General features: G+C 61.7%; 19 protein-coding genes. 14 read left to right on the forward strand and 5 right to left on the reverse strand.

Annotated features, from left to right (window positions below):
• Positions 1-36 precede the first annotated feature (36 nt).
• From ACTG2O_RS13180 to ACTG2O_RS13225, 10 genes are all read left to right on the forward strand, one after another.
• Entirely contained in the window at positions 37-1,050 is a 1,014-nt protein-coding gene (locus tag ACTG2O_RS13180; protein ID WP_439975974.1) for an ABC transporter ATP-binding protein, read from the forward strand.
• Positions 1,047-2,015 (forward strand): ABC transporter permease, encoded by a 969-nt coding sequence (locus tag ACTG2O_RS13185; RefSeq protein ID WP_337072906.1) that lies wholly within the window; start codon positions 1,047-1,049, stop codon positions 2,013-2,015. The genes ACTG2O_RS13180 and ACTG2O_RS13185 overlap by 4 nt, the downstream gene beginning before the upstream one ends.
• A 35-nt stretch (positions 2,016-2,050) precedes the next feature.
• On the forward strand, positions 2,051-2,878 hold the full coding sequence (locus ACTG2O_RS13190) for an ABC transporter permease (RefSeq protein WP_368209314.1): 828 nt from the start codon (positions 2,051-2,053) through the stop codon (positions 2,876-2,878).
• Positions 2,879-2,907: 29 nt separating this feature from the next.
• Complete coding sequence (locus tag ACTG2O_RS13195) at positions 2,908-4,338, forward strand: gamma-aminobutyraldehyde dehydrogenase (protein ID WP_019444919.1); 1,431 nt, start codon at positions 2,908-2,910, stop codon at positions 4,336-4,338.
• 153 nt (positions 4,339-4,491) lie between these two features.
• Positions 4,492-5,286 (forward strand): phenylalanine 4-monooxygenase, encoded by a 795-nt coding sequence (gene phhA / locus ACTG2O_RS13200; protein WP_368166563.1) that lies wholly within the window; start codon positions 4,492-4,494, stop codon positions 5,284-5,286.
• A 52-nt stretch (positions 5,287-5,338) separates the two neighbouring features.
• On the forward strand, positions 5,339-5,677 hold the full coding sequence (locus ACTG2O_RS13205) for a 4a-hydroxytetrahydrobiopterin dehydratase (RefSeq protein ID WP_368166562.1): 339 nt from the start codon (positions 5,339-5,341) through the stop codon (positions 5,675-5,677).
• Between the two features lie 148 nt (positions 5,678-5,825).
• Positions 5,826-7,373, forward strand: coding sequence for a transcriptional regulator TyrR (tyrR, locus tag ACTG2O_RS13210; protein ID WP_005333656.1), 1,548 nt, complete (start codon positions 5,826-5,828; stop codon positions 7,371-7,373).
• A gap of 189 nt (positions 7,374-7,562) precedes the next feature.
• Positions 7,563-8,120, forward strand: coding sequence for a YfiR family protein (locus tag ACTG2O_RS13215; protein WP_005333646.1), 558 nt, complete (start codon positions 7,563-7,565; stop codon positions 8,118-8,120).
• Positions 8,117-9,346: a diguanylate cyclase domain-containing protein gene (locus ACTG2O_RS13220; RefSeq protein WP_439975977.1), complete on the forward strand. Its 1,230-nt coding sequence runs from the start codon at positions 8,117-8,119 to the stop codon at positions 9,344-9,346. Before ACTG2O_RS13215 ends, ACTG2O_RS13220 begins: the two co-directional genes overlap by 4 nt.
• Positions 9,347-9,381: 35 nt before the next feature.
• Entirely contained in the window at positions 9,382-9,870 is a 489-nt protein-coding gene (locus tag ACTG2O_RS13225) for an OmpA family protein (RefSeq protein WP_163130442.1), read from the forward strand.
• 94 nt (positions 9,871-9,964) lie between these two features.
• Here the strand turns inward: ACTG2O_RS13225 and ACTG2O_RS13230 are convergent, their stop codons facing one another.
• Positions 9,965-10,702 carry a TerC family protein gene (locus ACTG2O_RS13230; RefSeq protein ID WP_005333641.1) on the reverse strand — a complete coding sequence of 246 codons (738 nt, stop codon included), beginning with the start codon at positions 10,700-10,702 and terminating at the stop codon, positions 9,965-9,967.
• Positions 10,703-10,822: 120 nt separating this feature from the next.
• On the opposite strand from ACTG2O_RS13230, the gene ACTG2O_RS13235 reads away from it, so the two are divergent.
• The 3 genes from ACTG2O_RS13235 to ACTG2O_RS13245 all read left to right on the forward strand — a co-directional run bounded on the left by ACTG2O_RS13235 (position 10,823) and on the right by ACTG2O_RS13245 (position 14,079).
• On the forward strand, positions 10,823-11,938 hold the full coding sequence (locus ACTG2O_RS13235; RefSeq protein ID WP_429038684.1) for an ATP-NAD kinase family protein: 1,116 nt from the start codon (positions 10,823-10,825) through the stop codon (positions 11,936-11,938).
• A 99-nt stretch (positions 11,939-12,037) separates the two neighbouring features.
• On the forward strand, positions 12,038-12,316 hold the full coding sequence (locus ACTG2O_RS13240; protein ID WP_005333639.1) for a YfcL family protein: 279 nt from the start codon (positions 12,038-12,040) through the stop codon (positions 12,314-12,316).
• Positions 12,317-12,414: 98 nt separating this feature from the next.
• Entirely contained in the window at positions 12,415-14,079 is a 1,665-nt protein-coding gene (locus ACTG2O_RS13245) for an AMP-binding protein (RefSeq protein ID WP_058056944.1), read from the forward strand.
• A gap of 110 nt (positions 14,080-14,189) precedes the next feature.
• On the opposite strand, the gene ACTG2O_RS13250 is transcribed toward ACTG2O_RS13245, so the two are convergent.
• The 3 genes from ACTG2O_RS13250 to ACTG2O_RS13260 all read right to left on the reverse strand — a co-directional run bounded on the left by ACTG2O_RS13250 (position 14,190) and on the right by ACTG2O_RS13260 (position 17,606).
• A complete protein-coding gene (locus ACTG2O_RS13250) occupies positions 14,190-15,350 on the reverse strand; it encodes a trans-sulfuration enzyme family protein (RefSeq protein ID WP_439975979.1) in 1,161 nt (386 codons plus the stop codon).
• 133 nt (positions 15,351-15,483) lie between these two features.
• A complete protein-coding gene (locus ACTG2O_RS13255; RefSeq protein ID WP_439975981.1) occupies positions 15,484-16,527 on the reverse strand; it encodes an isopenicillin N synthase family dioxygenase in 1,044 nt (347 codons plus the stop codon).
• A gap of 440 nt (positions 16,528-16,967) precedes the next feature.
• Positions 16,968-17,606: an NAD(P)-dependent oxidoreductase gene (locus ACTG2O_RS13260; protein WP_115521834.1), complete on the reverse strand. Its 639-nt coding sequence runs from the start codon at positions 17,604-17,606 to the stop codon at positions 16,968-16,970.
• 101 nt (positions 17,607-17,707) lie between these two features.
• Between ACTG2O_RS13260 and ACTG2O_RS13265 the strand changes: the two genes are divergently transcribed.
• Complete coding sequence (locus ACTG2O_RS13265) at positions 17,708-18,598, forward strand: LysR family transcriptional regulator (RefSeq protein WP_005333634.1); 891 nt, start codon at positions 17,708-17,710, stop codon at positions 18,596-18,598.
• Between the two features lie 124 nt (positions 18,599-18,722).
• Here the strand turns inward: ACTG2O_RS13265 and ACTG2O_RS13270 are convergent, their stop codons facing one another.
• Positions 18,723-19,625 carry a LysR family transcriptional regulator gene (locus tag ACTG2O_RS13270; protein WP_013723653.1) on the reverse strand — a complete coding sequence of 301 codons (903 nt, stop codon included), beginning with the start codon at positions 19,623-19,625 and terminating at the stop codon, positions 18,723-18,725.
• Positions 19,626-19,695 lie beyond the last annotated feature (70 nt).

The following is a 19,695-nucleotide window of genomic DNA, read 5'->3' on the forward strand; positions in this document are numbered from 1 at the left end:
GAGTCCGGCCCATCCCAGTACAGACAAGGATGCCCCATGAACGCCGTACAATTTGACCGGGTCAGTCGCCACTATGGCGAGGTGAAGGCGGTCGACGACATCTCTTTCCAGATCCCCTCCGGGGAATTCTTTACCCTGCTGGGGCCGAGCGGTTCCGGCAAGACCACTTGCCTGCGGATGATCGCGGGCTTCGAGTACCCGAGCGATGGGGAGATCCGCCTGTTTGGCGAACCCTGCTCCACCGTGCCGCCCTATGATCGCAACCTCAATACCGTGTTTCAGGACTATGCCCTGTTTCCCAACATGGATGTGCGCGACAACATCGGCTATGGCCTGATGCTCAAGGGGGTCGCCAAGGTGGAACGCTATCGCAAGGTGGACGAGATGCTGGAGCTGGTGCGACTGCCCGGGGTCGGCAAGCGCCGCCCGAGCCAGCTCTCCGGCGGCCAGCGCCAGCGCATCGCCATCGCCCGGGCGCTTATCAACCAGCCACGCATCCTGCTGCTGGATGAGCCGCTGGGGGCCCTCGATCTCAAACTGCGCGAGCAGATGCAGCTTGAGCTCAAGGCGCTGCAACGCCAGCTGGGCATCACCTTTATCTTCGTCACCCACGATCAGCAGGAGGCGCTCTCCATGAGCGACCGGATCTGCATCTTCAGTCAGGGCAAGATCGAGCAGATTGCTGCGCCCGATACTATCTACGACGCTCCGGCGACGCCGTTTGTGGCCCGCTTCGTTGGCACCGTCAATCTGTTCGAAGGGGAGCAGGCCAGACGGCTGTGCGGCGACGGCAGCCAGATGATGGTGCGCCCGGAGCGGATCCGGCTCGCTGAGGCGGGCGCGCCGGGCTGGTCGGGGGAGATCCGCGAGGTGGAGTATCTGGGCCCCTTCGTCCGTTATCGGGTTGATCTCGGGGAGCAGCTCGAGATCATCGTCAACCACCCCAATGAGGGGCAGGCCCGTCTGGCGCGTGGCAGCAGGGTCAGCCTCAGCTGGCCGGAGCAGGCCATCCATCGCCTGAGCGGCGCCCATCAGGGGGCGCAGCCATGAGTGCCTCTCACAGTGCGAGTCTTGCCATGAACCATCAGCCCGAACCTGCCCGTTTCAGGCCGCTGCGGCGCCTCTCGACCCTGCTCTATGGTCGGCCCGGCCTGCTGCTGGCGATCCTGCTGGGGCCGCCGCTGCTGTGGCTCGGCATTATCTATGTCGGCTCCTTGCTGATGTTGCTCTCCAACTCCCTGTTCGGGCTGGACGAGTTCAGCGGTCAGGTGCGCCACGAGCTGGGGCTGCAAAACTTCGTCGCCCTGCTGCGACCGGAGAATCTGGATGTGATCGGCCGCACCGTCGGCATGTCGTTGCTGGTGACCCTGGCCTGCGCCCTGCTCGGTTTTCCGGTTGCCTACTACATGGCACGCTACACCAGTGGCAAGACCCGGGCGCTGTTCTATGTGGGGATCATGCTGCCGCTCTGGTCCAGCTATCTGGTGCGGGTCTATGCCTGGAAGCTGATTTTGGCCAAGGAGGGGGTAGTGAGCTGGCTGGCCGACAGCATGGGGCTGGAGTGGCTGCTCGATGCCATCCTCTCCCTGCCGGTGATAGGTGGCCCGTCGCTCTCTTTTTCGCGGCTCGGCACCTTTATCGTGTTCGTCTATGTCTGGCTGCCCTTCATGATCCTGCCCATTCAGGCAGCGGTGGAGCGTATACCGCGATCCCTGCTGGAGGCGAGCAGCGATCTGGGGGCGACACCCGCCCAGACCTTTCGCAACCTGATCCTGCCGCTGGCGTTGCCCGGTGTGGTGGCGGGCTCCATTTTCACCTTCTCGCTGACCCTCGGTGATTACATCATCCCCGGCATCATCGGCAACTCGACCATGTATATCGGTCAGGTGGTCTACATGCAGCAGGGAACGGCGGGCAATCTGCCCTTTGCCGCCGCCTTCTCGCTGGTGCCGATCCTTATCATCGCCATCTATCTGGCGATTGCGAAACGGTTAGGAGCCTTTGATGCGCTTTGACTCTATCGCTTTGAACCGGCAGCAAGGAGGCCGTCATGTCAGCTAGCTCAGTGAGCCATCAGGGAGAGCGCCCTTCGGGCCTGCTCAAGTACGCCGCCATCGGTGGACTCTTGTTCCTGCACTTTCCCATTCTGTTTATCTTCCTCTACGCCTTCACCAGCGAGAGCAAGAGTTACCAGTTTCCGCCCCCCAGGCTCACCCTCAAGTGGTTCGAGGTGACCCTCAATCGCCCCGATGTGTGGCGTGCCATCCAGCTGTCGCTGGAGGTCGCGGGGCTGGCGACGTTGGCAGCCATGATCCTCGGCACCTTGGCGGCAGGGGCCATTGCCCGCAGCCGCTTCTTCGGTCAGGAGGTGGTGTCGCTGTTGCTGGTGTTGCCCATCGCGCTGCCCGGTATCGTCACCGGTATCGCGCTGCGCTCAGCCTACGGCTTGATGGAGATCCCGTTCAGCTTCTGGACCATCGTTATCGGCCACGCCACCTTTTGCGTGGTGGTGGTCTACAACAATGCGCTGGCCCGTTTTCGCCGCACCAACCAGAGCCTCATCGAGGCGTCGATGGATCTCGGGGCCGACGGTTTCCAGACCCTGCGCTACGTGATCCTGCCCAATCTGGCCACGGCGCTGCTGGCGGGGGGCATGCTGGCCTTTGCCCTGAGCTTTGACGAAGTGATCGTTACTACCTTCACGGCGGGCCAGCAGACCACGCTGCCCATCTGGATGTATCAGGAGCTGATCCGTCCCCGTGACAGGCCGGTCACCAACGTGGTGGCCCTCATCATAGTGGCCTTCACCACTATCCCTATTTTGCTTGCCTACTACCTCACTCGCGACACCCATGATGTCGCTGGCAGTGGCAAATGATGACTCAACGCGTGCGCAAGGATGCAACAATGAAACTCTCTACCCAACTCTTGATTGATGGCCAGTTTGTGACCGGCGAGGGGCAGGCCGAACCCATTCTCAACCCGGCCAACGGCGAACAGATCGCCGCCGTGCCCGAAGCCTCGTTCGAACAGGTGAACCGAGCGGTGAACGGTGCCCAGCGCGCCTTCGCCCAGTGGAGCCGCACTACCCCTGCCCAGCGCAGCAACCTGCTGCTGCGTCTGGCGGATCTCGTCGAGCGCCACGCCGAGGAGTTTGCGGCGCTCGAATCCCTCAACTGCGGCAAACCCTATCTGGCAGTGCTCAACGACGAGCTGCCCGCGGTGGTGGACTGCTTCCGCTTCTTTGCCGGGGCGGCCCGCTGCCTGCAAGGGCCGCTGGCGGGGGAGTATCTCGAGGGGCACACCAGCATGATCCGCCGCGACCCCATAGGTGTTGTGGGCAGTATCGCCCCCTGGAACTACCCGCTGATGATGGCGGCCTGGAAGATGGCGCCGGTGCTGGCGGCGGGCAATACGGTGGTGCTCAAACCCTCCGAACAGACCCCGCTCACCGCGCTGCGTTTGGCGGAGCTGGCCAGCGAGATCTTCCCCCGCGGCGTCATCAACGTCATCTGTGGGCGGGGGGAAAGCGTGGGGGCGCCGCTGGTGGAGCATCCGCTGGTGCGGATGGTGTCGCTCACCGGCGATATCGCCACCGGTCAGAAGATCCTGCAGAGCGCTGCCCGCACCATGAAGCGCACCCACCTTGAGCTGGGAGGCAAGGCGCCGGTCATCATTTTCGACGATGCGGATCTGGAGGCGGTGGTGGCAGGCATTCGCACCTTCGGTTTCTACAACGCAGGCCAGGATTGCACCGCCGCCTGCCGTATCTATGCCCAGGGCAAGATCTACGACAAGTTCGTCGCCGCCATGACCGATGCTGTGGCCTCCATCAAGGTGGGAAGCCAGTACGAGGAGGGGGTCGAGATGGGGCCGCTTATCTCGGACAGACAGCGCAACCGGGTCGCCAGCTTTGTCGAGCGGGCCCAGAGCAGCGGTCATGTGGAGGTGACGGCGGGGGGCAAGATCCGTCCCGGCAACGGCTTCTTCTTCGAGCCGACCCTGATTGTCGGGGCCCGGCAGGAGGATGAGATCGTGCGCCGCGAGGTGTTTGGCCCCGTGGTGTCGGTGACCCGTTTTAACGATGCCGAGCAGGTGGTGCAGTGGGCCAACGACTCGGACTATGGCCTCGCCTCGTCGGTCTGGACCAAAGATCTGAGCCTCGCCAGCAAGGTGGCCAGCCACCTGCAATATGGCTGCACCTGGATCAACACCCACTTCATGCTCACCTCCGAGATGCCCCACGGCGGCATGAAGATGTCGGGCTACGGCAAGGATCTCTCCCTCTATGCACTGGAGGATTACACTGTGCCGCGCCATATCATGGTCAAGTTGTAGTGGGGATTGGTGAGCGGGTTGTCACAATTTATTTACAACTATTTCCGGCAGCCGACTCATGGGTCGGCTGCTTTTTTTGTTGCCATTTCGTTACAGTGAAACCGTGATGAAACGGCAAGGCGCCTTGATGTGGCGCCAGAGGATGGAACCGCTATGGCAACCTGTTATACCGCACACCAGCCGGATGCCGACGGGGTGATCCACTACAGCAACGAAGAGCATGGCACCTGGCAGATCCTGATCGAACGTCAGTTCGCCGCTCTCGATGGCAAGGGGTGTGACGAGTATCTGGCCGGTCTCGACAGACTGGGGCTGCCCCGTGATCGCATCCCCCAGCTGGCCGAGATCAACTCCGTCTTGCAGCCTGCGACCGGCTGGTCGGTGGCTGCGGTGCCTGCGCTTATCTCGTTCGATCGCTTCTTCGCCCTGCTGGCCAATCGCCAGTTTCCGGTGGCGACCTTTATCCGGCGCCGGGACGAGCTCGACTACCTGCAAGAGCCCGATATCTTTCACGAGATCTTTGGCCACTGCGCCATGCTGACTAATCCGGCCTTTGCCCACTTCACCCACCTATACGGTCAGTTGGGGCAGCAGGCGAGCAAGGATCAGCGGGTTTTTCTGGCGCGGCTCTACTGGTTCACCGTGGAGTTTGGCCTCTTGGCAACGCCCGACGGGCTGCGTATCTACGGTGGCGGCATTCTCTCCTCCATCGGCGAGACCGCCTATGCCCTCTCTGGCCAGCCGCTGCTGCAACCTTTCGATCTGTTGACCGTGCTGCGCACTCCCTATCGTATCGACATCATGCAGCCCACCTATTTTGTGCTGCCGAGTCTCGATCATCTCTACCAGCTGACTGGGGAGGAGATCATGGCTGCTCTGGCCGAGGCCAGTCGGCTTGGCCTCTATCCGCCGCGTTTTGAGGTTGCCGCTGGCAAACAGGCGAGCTGACCAAAAGCAAACAACCCTATTTCATTTTCATTAATTCAAGCAGGAGTAACCCATGTCCAAACTGGCCAGCCAGCAGTGTGAAGCGTGCCGCGCCGATGCCCCCAAGGTGAGCGATGAGGAGCTGCGCGAGCTGATGCAGCTTATCCCCGACTGGCAGCCGCTGGTGGAGGAGGGGGCGCTGCAACTGCGGCGGGAATTTACATTTCGCAACTTCAAGGAGGCGCTGGCCTTTACCAACCGCTTGGGGGAGCTGGCGGAGGCGGAGTTCCACCATCCCGCCATCCTGACCGAGTGGGGTAAGGTGACCGTCAGCTGGTGGACTCACAAGATCGGCGGTTTGCATCGTAACGACTTCATCATGGCGGCGCGCACCGATCAGTTGCTCCGGTAATCGCGCCCCACACCAGCGTCATCGGTTGACCCGGGCCTGCCTGCGAAAGCGGGGCAGGCCCGCATTTTTATGGGCTGGCGCTCGCACTGGGGGGATCGAGACTGTATTATCCGCTCATTCATAGAGTTAGCTAGGAAGTGTGTCCCGAATGCGTCTTGAAGTCAGCTGTGAAGACCGCCTGGGCCTGACCCGGGAACTGCTCGACCGCCTGGTGGAGCACAATATCGATCTGCGCGGCATCGAAATCGATACCTCAGGCATCATCTATCTCAACTTTCCCGAGCTGGAGTTCAGTGATTTTCAGCATTTGATGCCGGAGATCCGCCGCATTCCCGGCGTCTACGACGTCAAGACCATCCCCTACATGCCTTCCGAGCGAGAGCACCACGAGATTGAGGCGCTGCTCAAGGCGCTGCCGGATCTGGTCTTCTCCCTCGACAGCAAGGGCAAGGTGACCCAGGCCAACCAGTCTGCCCTCACCACCCTCGGCTTGCCGGTGGAGGAGGTGCGCGGCGTGGCGCTCGGTTCGCTGGTCAAGGGGTTCTCCTTCACCCGCTGGCTGGAGGCGAGCGAGATCAAGCCGCAGACCTGCAAGCTCAGTTTCAATGGCGAAGAGTATCTGGCAGATCTGATGCCGCTGTTCGTGGCAGAAGCCCGCGGCAAGCAGGCGCTGGCCGGGGCCGTGGTGGTGCTCAAATCTGCCCGTCGGGTCGGCCTGCACTTCAGCGCGCTTCATGCGGTGGAAGTGGGGGGCTTCGAGCATCTGCAGGCCGAGAGCCCCAAGATGAAAGAGGTGCTGTCGCAAGCGCGCAAACTGGCGATGCAGGACGCACCGCTGCTGATCGTCGGCGAGACCGGTACCGGCAAGGAGCTGCTGGCCCGAGCCTGTCACGGGGCCAGCCTGCGCTCCAGCCACCCCTTTATGGCCCTCAACTGCGCCGCCATGCCCGATAACGTGGCCGAGAGCGAGCTGTTTGGTTATGCCCCCGGCGCCTTTGGCAACAACACCGAGGGCAAGCGCGGCGTGCTGGAGCTGGCGAGCGGCGGCACCCTGATGCTGGACGAGATCGGCGACATGTCTCCTCATCTGCAGACCAAGTTTTTGCGGGTGTTGCAGGATGGGGTATTCCGCCGAGTCGGTGACGAGCAGGAGGTGAAGGTCAACGTGCGTTTCATCTGCACTACCCAGAAGCAGTTGCTGGATCTGGTGCACGAAGGAACCTTCCGCGAGGATCTCTACTATCGCCTCAACGTGCTCAGTCTGGCGCTGCCCCCCCTGCGCGAGCGCAAGGCGGATATCATGGTGCTGGCCCAGCAGTTTGTCTCCCGCTTTGCCAGCGAGTTGCAGCGACCCCGTCCGCGCTTTACCCGCAACATGGCCGACTACCTGACCGCCTACCGCTGGCCGGGCAACGTGCGTCAGCTGCGCAACTGTCTCTACCGTGCCATGACCCTGCTGGAAGGGGATGAGCTGGGGCCCGAGCAGATCGACCTGCCGGTGGCGGCCGATACCATGCCGCTGATCGACGAGTGGTTTGAGGGGAATCTCGACGATGCGGTGAAGCGCTTCGAGAGCCAGCTGCTGGCCCGGCTCTATCCCGCCTTCCCATCGACGCGCCAGCTGGCCAAACGCCTGGGCGTGTCGCATACCGCCATCGCCAACAAGCTGCGGGAATACGGCATCAGCAAGAAGTGATTTCCGCCTTGCTGCCTGCCACCAGAGAGCCCGTTACCAGACGGGCTCTCCGTTTTCTTTACACGAACTCGGTAGATGATGGCGGGGTGAGACTTGTCAGGCCAGTGTCAGCCAACTTACTATCTGGGTTCATCTACCCGAACCGCAATGCCATAGCAGCGGTATTGTCAAGGCGACTACCTCCCGATCATGCTGTTACTCTTTTCCCCCCGTTTAACTGCCCGTCTGGCGCTCCTGTTGGTTGCGTTTGGCCTGCTGTTGCCCCGCGCGCTGGCGGAAACGGCCGCAGAGAGCCGGGCGACGGCGGTCAGGGAGCTGGTGCTCGATATCATGAGTTACACCCGCTGGCCCACCGAGCCTGCGGTGCTGCGTATGTGCGTGGCGGCGCCGACCGAATATGCCGGCGCCCTCTTTACCATCGATCGTCAGGCCAATGGCCGTACCGTGCAGGTCCATCGTTACGAGGCGAGCGATCCGGCCATCAGCGATCACTGCGATGTGCTCTATCTGGGAGTGCTCGACGAGCCGACCCGGATTGCGCTGTTTGCCCGCCTGCAGGGGCACCCTGTGCTCAGCATCAGCGAATACAACCACGACTGCTCCACCAGCTCGGTGTTCTGCCTGCAGACCTCGCCGGACAGCGTGCGGGTGCGGTTTAAAGTGAACCTCGATGCCCTGGCCCTGAGCGGCGTGCGGGTGCATCCCGCCGTGCTCAAGCTGGCCCATGCTGACAAGGGGGTCCCATGAGACGACAGGTGAGCACGGCTCCCCGCCGTCTGACCCTGCGTCAGAGCCTGGGGCGAACCCATCTGGTGGCCGCCATCACAGCCGTCAGCGTGGCAGGACTCTTTTTTACTCTGGTGGCCCTGCTGGTAGTGCGTTTTTACGCCGACCACAATCTGGAGCTGGTCGCCCGCGCCATCAGCTACAGCGCCGAGGCGGCGGTGGTGTTCCACGATGAGGAGGCTGCGAGCGAGGCACTTAGCGGCATCGTTGCCAAGGAAGAGGTGGCCGAAGCCACTATCGTGCTGACCAATGGCCAGCTGCTCGCCAGTTGGGAGCGCCCCAGAAGCAACCCGCTGGTGACGCTCGAAGACTATCTGGCCCAACTGCTGATGCCGGGGCCTGTCAAACTCCCCATGCTGCGGGGTGGTGAGCAGATCGCCACCATCGAGCTGCGCGGCCACGGTGAATACCTGTTGTTGTTTTTGCTCTCGGCGCTGCTGGCGATGGTGGTTTGCCTGATGCTGAGCGCCATGGTGGCTCTCTATGTGGCTGACAGGATGCAGGTCTCCATCACCGCACCGCTACGCAAGCTGGCACTTGTCGCCCACTCGGTACGCCGACAGCGCACCTTGGGGATGCGGGCACCACCGGCCGATATCGTCGAGATTAACGAGCTGGGGGATGACTTCAACTCCCTGCTGGACGAGCTGCAAGCCTGGCAGGCCCAGCAGGCCCGCGAAAATGCCAGCCTGCTCCATCAGGCGACTCACGATGCCCTCACCGGACTGCCCAATCGTGCCCTGTTTGAAGCGCGGCTCGCGCAGGCAATCTCCCTCGGCGAGCAAGAGGGGTTTGCGCTGCTCTATCTCGACTGCGATCGCTTTAAGCAAATTAATGACACGCTGGGGCACAACGCCGGTGACGATGTGCTGATCGCGCTCTCAAGACGGGTGCAACATCAGCTGCGTCCGGATGATCTGGTGTTTCGCCTCGGTGGTGACGAGTTTGCGGTGCTGGTTGGCCCACTCCAGCGACAGCATGAGGTGGAAGAGGTGATTAGCCGCATCCAGCAGGCGATGAGCGAACCGGTGGCGCTGCGTGACGGTCGTCAGCTGGTGGCCGGGGTGAGTGTCGGCTTCGCCGTCTATCAGGCGGGCATGAGTGCCAGCGTGCTGTGTGATCAGGCTGATGCAGCCATGTATCTGGCGAAACGGGCGCGCCGCAGCGAACAGCAAACCATCGCCTGACTGGCAAGAATAACAACATAAACAAGGAGCAAACCATGAAGATCACCCACCTGTTGAAAGTGACCCTGCTGGGGTTGATGTTGTCGCTGCTGGCCGGTTGCCAGAGCGCGCCCAAAGGGTTGACCCCGGAGCAAATCGCCGTGCTCAAGGAGCAGGGCTTTTATCTGACCGATGAGGGGTGGACGCTGGATCTGGCCAACCGGGTGCTGTTTGCCAACAACGTGGGGGCGCTCAATCCCCAGACTCGCCAATCCGTTGAAAAACTGGGTAAAACACTGCTTGGCGTAGGGTTGGGCAAGGCGCGGGTGGATGGCCACACCGATAATACCGGCGAGAGCAGCTACAACCAGCAGCTCTCCCTGAAGCGGGCTCAGTCGGTGGCCGATGTGCTGGTCTCGGTCGGCATGAAGCCAGCCAATCTGGAGATCCATGGCCGTGGCGAGACCATGCCGCTGGCGGATAACAAGACCAGAGAGGGCCGGGCCGCCAACCGCCGGGTTGCCATCGTCATCAGCGATCAATAACCCTTTCATCGTTTCGTTACCCATAAAAAAGAGCGCCCGATCGGCGCTCTTTTTGATCGCGACAGCTGGGGTCGCGAGGGCATGTGGGGCAGGGTTACTGCGCGCTATTTTGCCCGTTATTGTCGTGATGGCTGCGCAGGCGAATGTTGATCATCTCCACCACCAGCGAGAAGGCCATGGCGAAGTAGATGTAGCCCTTCGGAATATGCAGATCCATCCCCTCGGCCATCAGGGCGAAACCCACCAGGGTGAGGAAGGAGAGGGCCAGCATCTTGATGGTGGGGTGGCTGTCGACGAAATCACCGATGGATTTGGCGGCAAACATCATGATGAAGACGGCAATCATGATGGCCAGCACCATCACCGGCACGTGATCGGCCATGCCGACCGCGGTGATCACCGAGTCGAGGCTGAACACGATATCGAGGATGGCGATCTGGATCAGGGTGCTGATAAAGCCCGAGGCCGCTTTGCTGACGCTCTCCGGCTCGGCCGCCCCTTCCAGGGTGACGTGGATCTCGTGGGCACTCTTGCCGATGAGGAACAGGCCCCCCAGCAGCAGGATCAGGTCGCGGCCGGAGATGGCTTCACCCAGCACGGTGAAGAGCGGATCGGTGAGGCGCATCACCCAGGCCAGCGAGAGCAGCAGCAGGATCCGGGTACCCATGGCGAGCCCCAGACCCAGAATACGCGCTTTTTGACGCTGCGCCTCCGGCAGGCGACCTACCAGGATGGAGATAAAGATGATGTTGTCGATGCCCAGCACGATCTCGAGCAGGGTAAGGGTGGCGAGTGCGACCCAGGCAGAGGGATCAAGAACCCATTCCAGCATGATTGAACCTTGGTTGAAAATTGGTTGGAAAATTGAAGCAGCGCATTCTAGCAGGGGCGCCACTGCTTGTCCCAGAGGGGGGAAAAGATAAAAATGGTGGCTATCGCAAGGGAGGCAGGCATGTTTCGATTAGGGTTCATTATTAATCCGGTCGCCGGGATTGGCGGCGCAGTGGGGCTCAAGGGCAGTGACGGTGTGGTTGCCGAGGCGCTTGCCCGAGGCGCTGTGCCCAAAGCGCAGGAGCGGGCGCGGCAAGCTCTGTTGCCACTGTGCGAGCTGAATGTCCCGTTCGAACTGCTGACGGTGGCGGGAGAGATGGGGGAGGCGGTGGCCCGCGAGCTGGGGTTGCCCTGTCGGGTCATCTATCAACCGGTCGGGGAGAGCACCTCGGCTGACGATACCCGCCACGCCGCCGAGTTGATGCGCGAAGCTGGGGTCGATCTGCTGCTGTTTGCCGGTGGCGATGGCACGGCGCGGGATATCTGCGCCGCGGTGGGGGAGTCTTGCCATGTGCTCGGCATTCCCGCGGGGTGCAAGATCCACTCCGGCGTCTACGGGGTGACGCCCGCTGCCAGCGGGCGGGTGGTGGCGCGGATGATCGCCGGTGAACTGCTCAGCCTGATCGATGCCGAGGTGCGCGACATCGACGAGGAGGCGTTTCGCGCGGGCAAGGTGCGGGCCCGCCACTACGGCCAGCTGAAGGTGCCCGGTGATCTGCGTTACGTACAGGCGGTAAAACAGGGGGGCAAGGAGTCCGAAGAGCTGGTGTTGGCTGATCTCGCCGCCGGTGTGGTGGAGCAGATGGAGCCCGATACCCTCTATCTGATGGGGTCCGGCAGCACGGTGGCAGCCTGTATGGCTGAGCTCGGTCTGGAAAATACTTTGCTCGGTGTGGATCTGGTGGAAAATGGCCGACTTATCGGGCAGGATCTCAGCGCCGCCGAGATCCTGACCCGGATCCGCGGCCGTCGCTGCCGACTGATCATTACCCTGATCGGCGGACAGGGACATCTGTTCGGGCGCGGAAATCAGCAATTGAGTCCTGAGGTGATTCGGTGTGTCGGGCTGGACAATATCCAGGTGCTGGCAACCAAAGCCAAGCTTGCCGCCCTTGCGGGCAGGCCGCTGCTGGTGGACACCGATGATCCCGAATTAAACCGGGCGTTGCGTGGTTATCTGCGAATAACCACGGGATACAAGGATCAGGTCATCTACCCGGTGGCCAACCCGGAATAGGACGCCAAGGACGCTGCTGGCCTGGCGCCAGAGAGCTGCAATCAACCGGATTGCGGTTCCATACTCCCGAATTTTTTGCCGCAAATGAGGCTGCGTTACATGACGATTCACGATTTTGAGCACAAGTTGTTGGGACTGATCGACAGCATGGTTGCCACCGCGACCGACGATGAGCTGTTTGCGGGGGGTTACCTGCGAGGTCATATCTCATTGGCCGTTGCCCGGGCCGAGCTGGAAGGCAAGACCCTGGTGCGGGACGTCAAGAGCTATGTGCTGCGCAGCCTCAACGAGGCGATCTTGCAAGGTGAGCTATCTGAAGAGGATGAAAAACTGGTGCAGGCGATGTGGAGTCGTTTGCAACAAGACGCAGAAGCTTGATCGGATACACAATTCAAACTGAAGTTTGAGTTTATTCTTCCCCTGAAGTTAGTGAAAGGTTAATAATAAGTTTCGCCTTTTGTTTCAGGGATTAAACTATGGCCTCCTCCTCACGCATTGCCAATAAACTGCCGCTCGAGATGCTCTATCACTGGGAGCGGCAGTGTCCTGATCGAACCTACCTGCGTCAAACCATCAACCGCGAATATGTCGATTTCACCTGGGGTGAAGTGGCCGATGAAGCGCGGCGGATGGTGACGGCCTTGCGTCACCTCGGTCTGGTGGCCGGTGACAAGGTGGCGCTGCTCTCCAAGAATTGCGCCCAGTGGTTTATCGCCGATCTGGCGATGCAGATGGGGCAATACGTGAGCGTGCCCATCTACCCGACTGCCAACGTCGATACCATCGAATATGTGCTGCGCCATAGCGAGGCCAAAGCTATCTTCGTCGGCAAGCTGGATGACTGGAAGAGTCAGGAGGCGGGCGTCCCCGCCGATCTGCTGCGCATCGCCTTCCCCTATGACACCATGCCAGCCAGCCACCAGTGGGACGATCTGCTGGAGGCGCATGAGCCGATCCCTGACAGCCCGGTGCAGGCCCCTGACTCCCTGCTGAGTCTGGTCTACACCTCCGGCAGTACCGGCAAGCCGAAAGGGGCCATGCTGAGCGTTGAGCGTTACGCCTGGTCCTGCGAGAAGCTGGTGGAGACGGTGAGCCTGAGCCAGGCCGATCGGGGCTTCTCCTACCTGCCGCTGGCCCACATTACCGAGCGGGTCTACATCTACGGCGGCAGCCTCTATGGCGGCGCTACCATCGCGTTCCCTGAATCCCTCGACACCTTTATCGAAGATGTCAAACGCTGCCGTCCCACCGTCTTTATCTCGGTGCCACGGCTGTGGGCCATGTTCCGCATCAAGATCCACGAGAAGCTGCCCCAGAACAAACTGGCGTTGCTGCTCAAGATCCCGCTTATCTCCGGCCTTATCAAACGCAAGCTGCAAAAGGGGCTGGGGCTGGATCAGGCCCGGGTACTCGGCTGCGGCTCCGCGCCTGTCTCCCCTGCGCTGCTTGAGTGGTATCTGAGCATCGGCCTCAAGGTGACTGAAGCCTGGGGCATGACCGAGAACCACGCCTACTCCACCATCAACTACCCGTTCCGCGCCGACAAGATCGGCACCGTCGGCAAGGCGGGGATTGGGGTGACCATCAAGATCTCCGACGAGGGGGAGATCCTCTGCCGCTGCGAAGGGATGATGCTGGGTTACTACAAGGATCCCGAGCACAGCGCCGAGGCCATCGATACCGAGGGGTGGCTCCACACCGGCGATATGGGCAAGCTGGACAAGGAGGGTTATCTCACCATCACCGGCCGGATGAAGGATGTGTTCAAGACCGCCAAGGGCAAGTATGTGGCGCCTGTGCCCATCGAGGGGCTGCTGGGGCAGGAGCCCATTATCGAACAGCTCTGCGTGATTGGTTACGGCATGCCCCAGCCCATTGCACTGGTGCAGCTGGCCGAGAGTGCCATGAAGGGCAATCGGGAGGAGGTCAACGCCAGACTGGAAGCGGCGCGGGTGCGGGTCAACGATCAGCTGGAATCCCATGCCAAAATTCGCGGTATTCTGGTGGTGAAAACCCCCTGGAATATCGAGAACGGCGTGCTGACTCCCACCATGAAGATCAAGCGTCACCTGCTGGAGCAAAAGTACGCCCAGGTCGGGGATCGCTGGCCCTCATCCCAGGTGGTGGTGTGGGAGGAGTAAATTCCGTCTTTCCATAGCGCAACAAACAACAACGGCCCTTGATGGGCCGTTGTTGTGTTTGAGGCATATTACTCGCCGCTGTTTTGTCGGCGAGTAAAAAGTGCGCCCGGTTAGATCTGCGCCAGCGCGGCGGCCAGATCGGCGATCAGATCGTCCGCATCTTCCACCCCGATGCTGAAGCGGATGAGGTCGTCGTTGACCCCGGCGGCGAGGCGGCTCGCCTCGTCCATGGCGGCGTGGGTGGTGCTAGCCGGATGGCAGGCCAGACTCTCGAGATCCCCCAGACTCACCGCCTGCACGAACAGTTGCAGGTTATCGAGCAGGGTGGCACAGCGCTCAAACCCGCCTTCAAGTTCAATACTCACCATGCCGCCAAAGCCGCTGGCGAAGGCGCCGAGGGCATCGTGGCCCGGATGATTGGCAAGCCCCGGGTAGATCACTTTCTTCACCGCCGGATGGGCGGCCAGAAACTCGGCCACTTTCTGGGCATTGTGCAGGTGGGCATCCATCCGCAGCGGCAGGGTTTTGACCCCGCGCTGCAGCAGGTAGGCCTCCTGCGGGCCGATGGGGGAGCCGATATGCTTGAGGGCCACGGTGCGGATCTTCATCAGGGCGTGAGATCCCGCTACCACCCCGGCGATGATGTCGCCGTGGCCGCCCAGATATTTGGTGCCGCTGTGCATCACTACATCGACCCCGAGCTCCAGCGGGCGCAGCAGGTAGGGGGTGAGGAAGGTGTTGTCACACACTGTGATGGCGCCCACCTTGCGGGCCGCTTCCACCACCAGCCGCGGATCCACCACCTTGAGGGTGGGGTTGGTCAGGGTTTCGAACAGTACCACCTTGGTGGCAGGGCGGATATTGGCCAGCAGATCGCGATCGCTCTCGTAGGCGGTGACCTTGATGCCTGCGCGGCTGAAGGTCTGCTTCAAGAAGGCATCGGTGCCGCCGTAGAGCGGGCCGATATAGGCCACCTCATCGCCGCTGTCGGCCAGGGCATACATGATGGCGCTCACCGCTGCCATGCCGCTCGCCACCACCAGCGCTTCATCGGCACCTTCAAGCGCCGCCAGTTTCTGCTCCAGCTCGGCGGTGGTGGGGTTGCCAAAGCGGCTGTAGATAAAGCCGGGGGCCTGACCTGCAAAGCGCTCCTTGCCCGCCTGGGCGTTGAAGTAGCTGAAGGTGCTGCTCTGGTAGAGCGGGGTGGTGAGGGCGCCGGTCTGGGGATCGATCCGCTGGCCGCTGTGTACGCTCATGGTCTTGAATTTCATCGTGTTTCTCCGTGATGGCCAGGCTCTGGCCATGACTTGTTTTGTTGTTCGTTGCTTGTTGTTTTTGTCAGCGCGGGTATGTGCATGCGGCTTGTGGCTTGTGCATATACCCGGCTGCGGATCTCTGCGCTGCTTAGGCCGGTATCGCTTCGCTCTCTGTGCGCGGGAGGCGAGTTGGTTCCACCGGCCCATAGTGCCGCGCCGCCACATCAGGGTGGGAGCGCAGCCGCCCCTTGAGCACGTTCTCCCCCACCTGATAGAAGAGCGGGTTGGTCGGGTCACTCTCCGGCCCTTGCGCCTGCGCTGCCAGCGCGGGGGAGAGGCTGAGAAGTGGCACGGTGGCATCGAGCCGCGCCGCCATAAAGAAGGCGCAGGATAGGCGCGAGACACCGGGCGGCGGGCTTACCACCCGATGCAGGGTCGCCTTGAGATAGCCGTTGGAGGCCAGCTCCAACAGCTCGCCGATATTGACCACCAGTGCTCCCGGCAGGGGCGGTGCGGAGATCCAGCCGTCGGCCGTCTCGACCTCAAGCCCCGAATGATTGTCCTGCATCACCAGCGTCAGGTAGCCGGGATCCTTGTGAGCACCAACCCCCTGACTGCTGCCGCCCGCCTCTTGCCCCGGGTAATGAATGAGCTTCATGTGCTGGTAGGGGGCGCCGCGGATGCTGTCGTCAAACACTTGGGCCGGTTGCTCCAGCACCTCGGCAAAAGCGGCCAGCAGGGTGAGGGTGATGTCGCTCAGCCGATCCTGCCACGCCAGCAGATGGGCTTTCATCTCTGGCAGGGCGGTCGGCCACTGGTTGGGGCCGATCAGCCGCTGCCATGGTTCACGGATCAGGGCCGCAGGCAGGGCTTGCGCCTCATTCATGATATCGAACTGCTCCCGCAGATCCGGCCGCGCTCGGGTCAGCTCGGCACCGACCCGGTTGTAGCCGCGAAAGTGGGGGCTGTTGACCATCTGCACTGCCAGCTTCTCCTGCTCCGGCAGAGCAAAGAAGCGCTCTGCCAGCGCCAGGTTCTCTAGCATCTCAACCTTGCTCAAGCCGTGGCCGACCAGATAGAAAAAGCCGACGTCGCGGGCGGCTGCGGCCAGCCTGGCCAGCATAGGGCGACGTACCTCGGGCGCCCCGTTGAGGGCAGCCAGATCGATGATCGGCAGTGGTGAATGTTCCATGTGCACCTCCTCACTCTTTCGTTATCTCTTGCGCCATCTCTTGCACTGCCTCCGCTGTTGGCAGACCTGATAAGCGGCAAACGGGATGGCGCGATAGTGTGGCGCCATCTGGGATAAAGGGGATGCTACTGTTCGGTGTTACAAGACGGAAACAAAAATTATTCTTAGTTATATACAAAATTCGAAATGGAATTCGGAAGCTGATGGGCTGAAGGTTTTTTGCTCAGCCATTGCGGGGTAAAGGGGCAACGATGAGGGGGAGAGTGATAACCAGAGGCAAGCTGCCAGTGGCAAAAATGACCAAAACAGAAAATGACCAAAACAGAAAATGGCCAAAACAGAAGGGAGGCGGATGCCTCCCTTCTGGTTGAGCGGTTTTTCACCTGACCGAAAGCACAGGCGAGTGACCGTACATTCTGGCCTTAACCGATTGCTGGCTCTCAGTAACCCAGGGTAAAGCGCTGGCGCTGGTGAGCCGGTTTTTCCACCTCGTTCAGCACACCGTCAGCCAGATCACCGGCGGTGATCCCGGCAGGCTGTTCGCCGCTGAACAGCACCTGATCGCCACCAATCCGATAGCCGCCGCGCTTCTCGCCCGGTTCGAGGAACACCGGGGGAGAGACAAAGCGCCAGTCGAGGGTGGTTTCATGACGCAGGGCGGTGAGACCGTCGCGGGCCGCCAGCGCCCCCTGTTTCCACTCGGCCGGAAACTCAGGGGTATCCACCAGTTGCACGCCGGGGGCAACCTCCAGACTGCCGGCGCCACCTACTACCAGCAGCCAGCTGTTGGCCGCTTTGGCTGCTGCGACGATCGCGTTGGCGCCCTTGAGGTACTGGTCGTAGATATCCGGTGTGGTCCAGCCCGGGTTGTAGGCGCTGATCACCCGATCGTGCCCCTTGAGCACCTCTGCCAATGCCTGCGGGTTTTGGGCATCTACCGCCACGGCGGTGACCTGCGGATGGGCGGCCACCTTGCTGACATCGCGTACGATGGCGGTGACGTGATGGCCGCGGCTGATGGCCTCGTTCAGGATGGCTGAACCGACAAAACCGCTGGCACCGATCAGGGCAATCTTCATGGGGAACTCTCCTTCACTGTTGGAATGGGGCTATCCTACGCCGCCATTTATGATTTAATAATCACCTCAAAAATGCATTCACTTATAAGCTGGATTTAATAATGGAACAGCTCAGACGTTACGCCATCTTCGCCGCCGTGGTGGAAGCGGGCAGCATGACAGGGGCGGCCAAATCCCTTGGCATGACCCCCTCCGCCGTCAGTCAGCATATCAGCCAGCTCGAAAGCCTGCTCGGACTGCCCCTGCTCCATCGCTCCACCCGTCGTCTCAGTCTGACCGAGGCGGGAGAGGTGGTATGGCAAGGGTGCCGGGCGTTGCAGCAGACCCTCAGCGAGACCGAGCTGCGCCTCTCGGAGGTGCGCGACGCCCTGCTCGGGGAAGTGCGGATCACTGCCCCGGTGGGGATGGCGGGCCAGCCGCTGGCTCTGGCCCTCTCGCCGCTGTTGCAGGCCCATCCCGGCCTCACCATCCAGATCATCGCCGACGACGAGAAGCGGGATCTGATTGCCGAGCGGATCGACGTGGCGCTGCGGGTCGGCACCTTGCCTGACTCGACCCTGGTGGCCCGCAAACTGGGGCAAACCCGGATGCTGCTCTGCGCCGCTCCCGCCTATCTGGCGCGCAAGGGGACGCCGCGCATGCCCGCCGATCTGGCCACCCACGACTGGCTCTGCGGCGACATGCTGGGCAACGGTTTGCTGCTGCAGGATGAAAAGGGTGGCGAACACAGGGTGAGGTTCAAGGCCAAGGTGCTCTGCAATAACGTGTTGCCCTTGCGCCAGTTTGCGCTGGCGGGGCAGGGGATCTCGCTGCAACCGGAGGGGGAGATTGGCGAGGATCTGGCGCAGGGGCGTCTGCTCGAACTGCTGCCCGGTTTTCGGGTGGCACCGATGGAGATCCACGCCATCACGCCGCAGCGGGAGATCCCGGAGAAGGTGCGACGGGTGGTGGAGGCGCTGCGCAGCTACTTCGGCACGACGATGTCGTCATGAGCTGCGCCTTAATGGTTGAGAAAAGGCCCCCGATTATCCTGAAGGGGGATTATCCATAAGGCGGTTTGTCGAGAAGAGCGATAGCCCGGATGAGGAGATGGGCATGCTTGACTGTTAAGCATACTTAAAACGAACTGACGGCCCGCACCTGATCTTTGAGCCAATTAAGCCCGGTATCCTGACCGGAGCTCTTGTGCCAACTCATGTAGACGGGGCAATCCTCCGAGAGCCAGGGGAGGGGATAGCTGGCCAGATCCAGCGCCTGCCCCAGCTTCTCCATGTGCCACTGGCTGGCGACGCAGAGCCAGTCGGTACGACTCACCAGATGAAGGGCGGTGAGCAGGGAGTCGCTCTCGTAGGCAATCTGGCGCGGCGGCAGCGGCGCCTTGGTCAGGGTGTTGAGCAGCAAGCTGTCGAGCCGCCTGGTTTGCAATACTACGTGCTTTTCGTTGAAGAAGGTGGCCATGTCGGGAGCCTGGCGGATCCTGGGATGATCCTTGCGGCAGGCGATGCGCAGGGCCTGGGACATAATCTGCTCGTTTTCGATCCCCTGCTCCGCCATCGGCTTGGTGGCCAGCACCAGATCCACGCTGTGCAGATAGAGGCTGTTCTGGCGCAGGGCTTCGTCCTGCACCTGGGTGTTCCACTCCAGCTGACAGTTGGGGGCTTGGGTCTGCAGCAGGTTGTTGAGCTCCGGCAGGAAGAAGATATCGATATCGGGCACCCCCGCGATGCGAAAGGTGCGCCGACTGGTCTGGGGATCAAAGAGATCAGTGCGCTGCAGGCTGCGCTCCATGTCGTGCAGCGGCACCATGATCTCGTGGTGCAGGCTGAGCGCTCGCGCCGTGGGGGTGATGCCGCGTCCCTGGCGGACAAACAGCGGCTCGCCCACCAGGCTGGTCAGGCGGCTGATGGCCTGGCTGATGGCCGAGGGGGTCATCTCCATCATCTCGGCGGCCGTGGTGACACCACCATAGCGGATCACCGCATCGAGGACGCGAAAGAGATTGAGATCGACTTGAGACATGGTGGCTACCGTTAAGCATGATTAAACAGTTAACATACTGAACAGCCTCTTGTCCGGCCAGTATTCCCTG

Origin of the sequence: Aeromonas sp. 61P, from assembly GCF_051919545.1 — a bacterium.
Lineage (GTDB): Bacteria > Pseudomonadota > Gammaproteobacteria > Enterobacterales > Aeromonadaceae > Aeromonas > Aeromonas veronii.

Excerpts from the sequence above, each read along its gene's own strand:
- ACTG2O_RS13180 (WP_439975974.1), top strand. The coding sequence starts at position 37 with ATGAACGCCGTACAATTTGACCGGGTCAGTCGCCACTATGGCGAGGTG.
- ACTG2O_RS13185 (WP_337072906.1), top strand. The coding sequence starts at position 1,047 with ATGAGTGCCTCTCACAGTGCGAGTCTTGCCATGAACCATCAGCCCGAA.
- ACTG2O_RS13190 (WP_368209314.1), top strand. The coding sequence starts at position 2,051 with ATGTCAGCTAGCTCAGTGAGCCATCAGGGAGAGCGCCCTTCGGGCCTG.
- ACTG2O_RS13195 (WP_019444919.1), top strand. The coding sequence starts at position 2,908 with ATGAAACTCTCTACCCAACTCTTGATTGATGGCCAGTTTGTGACCGGC.
- phhA (WP_368166563.1), top strand. The coding sequence starts at position 4,492 with ATGGCAACCTGTTATACCGCACACCAGCCGGATGCCGACGGGGTGATC.
- ACTG2O_RS13205 (WP_368166562.1), top strand. The coding sequence starts at position 5,339 with ATGTCCAAACTGGCCAGCCAGCAGTGTGAAGCGTGCCGCGCCGATGCC.
- tyrR (WP_005333656.1), top strand. The coding sequence starts at position 5,826 with ATGCGTCTTGAAGTCAGCTGTGAAGACCGCCTGGGCCTGACCCGGGAA.
- ACTG2O_RS13215 (WP_005333646.1), top strand. The coding sequence starts at position 7,563 with ATGCTGTTACTCTTTTCCCCCCGTTTAACTGCCCGTCTGGCGCTCCTG.
- ACTG2O_RS13220 (WP_439975977.1), top strand. The coding sequence starts at position 8,117 with ATGAGACGACAGGTGAGCACGGCTCCCCGCCGTCTGACCCTGCGTCAG.
- ACTG2O_RS13225 (WP_163130442.1), top strand. The coding sequence starts at position 9,382 with ATGAAGATCACCCACCTGTTGAAAGTGACCCTGCTGGGGTTGATGTTG.
- ACTG2O_RS13230 (WP_005333641.1), bottom strand. The coding sequence starts at position 10,702 with ATGCTGGAATGGGTTCTTGATCCCTCTGCCTGGGTCGCACTCGCCACC.
- ACTG2O_RS13235 (WP_429038684.1), top strand. The coding sequence starts at position 10,823 with ATGTTTCGATTAGGGTTCATTATTAATCCGGTCGCCGGGATTGGCGGC.
- ACTG2O_RS13240 (WP_005333639.1), top strand. The coding sequence starts at position 12,038 with ATGACGATTCACGATTTTGAGCACAAGTTGTTGGGACTGATCGACAGC.
- ACTG2O_RS13245 (WP_058056944.1), top strand. The coding sequence starts at position 12,415 with ATGGCCTCCTCCTCACGCATTGCCAATAAACTGCCGCTCGAGATGCTC.
- ACTG2O_RS13250 (WP_439975979.1), bottom strand. The coding sequence starts at position 15,350 with ATGAAATTCAAGACCATGAGCGTACACAGCGGCCAGCGGATCGATCCC.
- ACTG2O_RS13255 (WP_439975981.1), bottom strand. The coding sequence starts at position 16,527 with ATGGAACATTCACCACTGCCGATCATCGATCTGGCTGCCCTCAACGGG.
- ACTG2O_RS13260 (WP_115521834.1), bottom strand. The coding sequence starts at position 17,606 with ATGAAGATTGCCCTGATCGGTGCCAGCGGTTTTGTCGGTTCAGCCATC.
- ACTG2O_RS13265 (WP_005333634.1), top strand. The coding sequence starts at position 17,708 with ATGGAACAGCTCAGACGTTACGCCATCTTCGCCGCCGTGGTGGAAGCG.
- ACTG2O_RS13270 (WP_013723653.1), bottom strand. The coding sequence starts at position 19,625 with ATGTCTCAAGTCGATCTCAATCTCTTTCGCGTCCTCGATGCGGTGATC.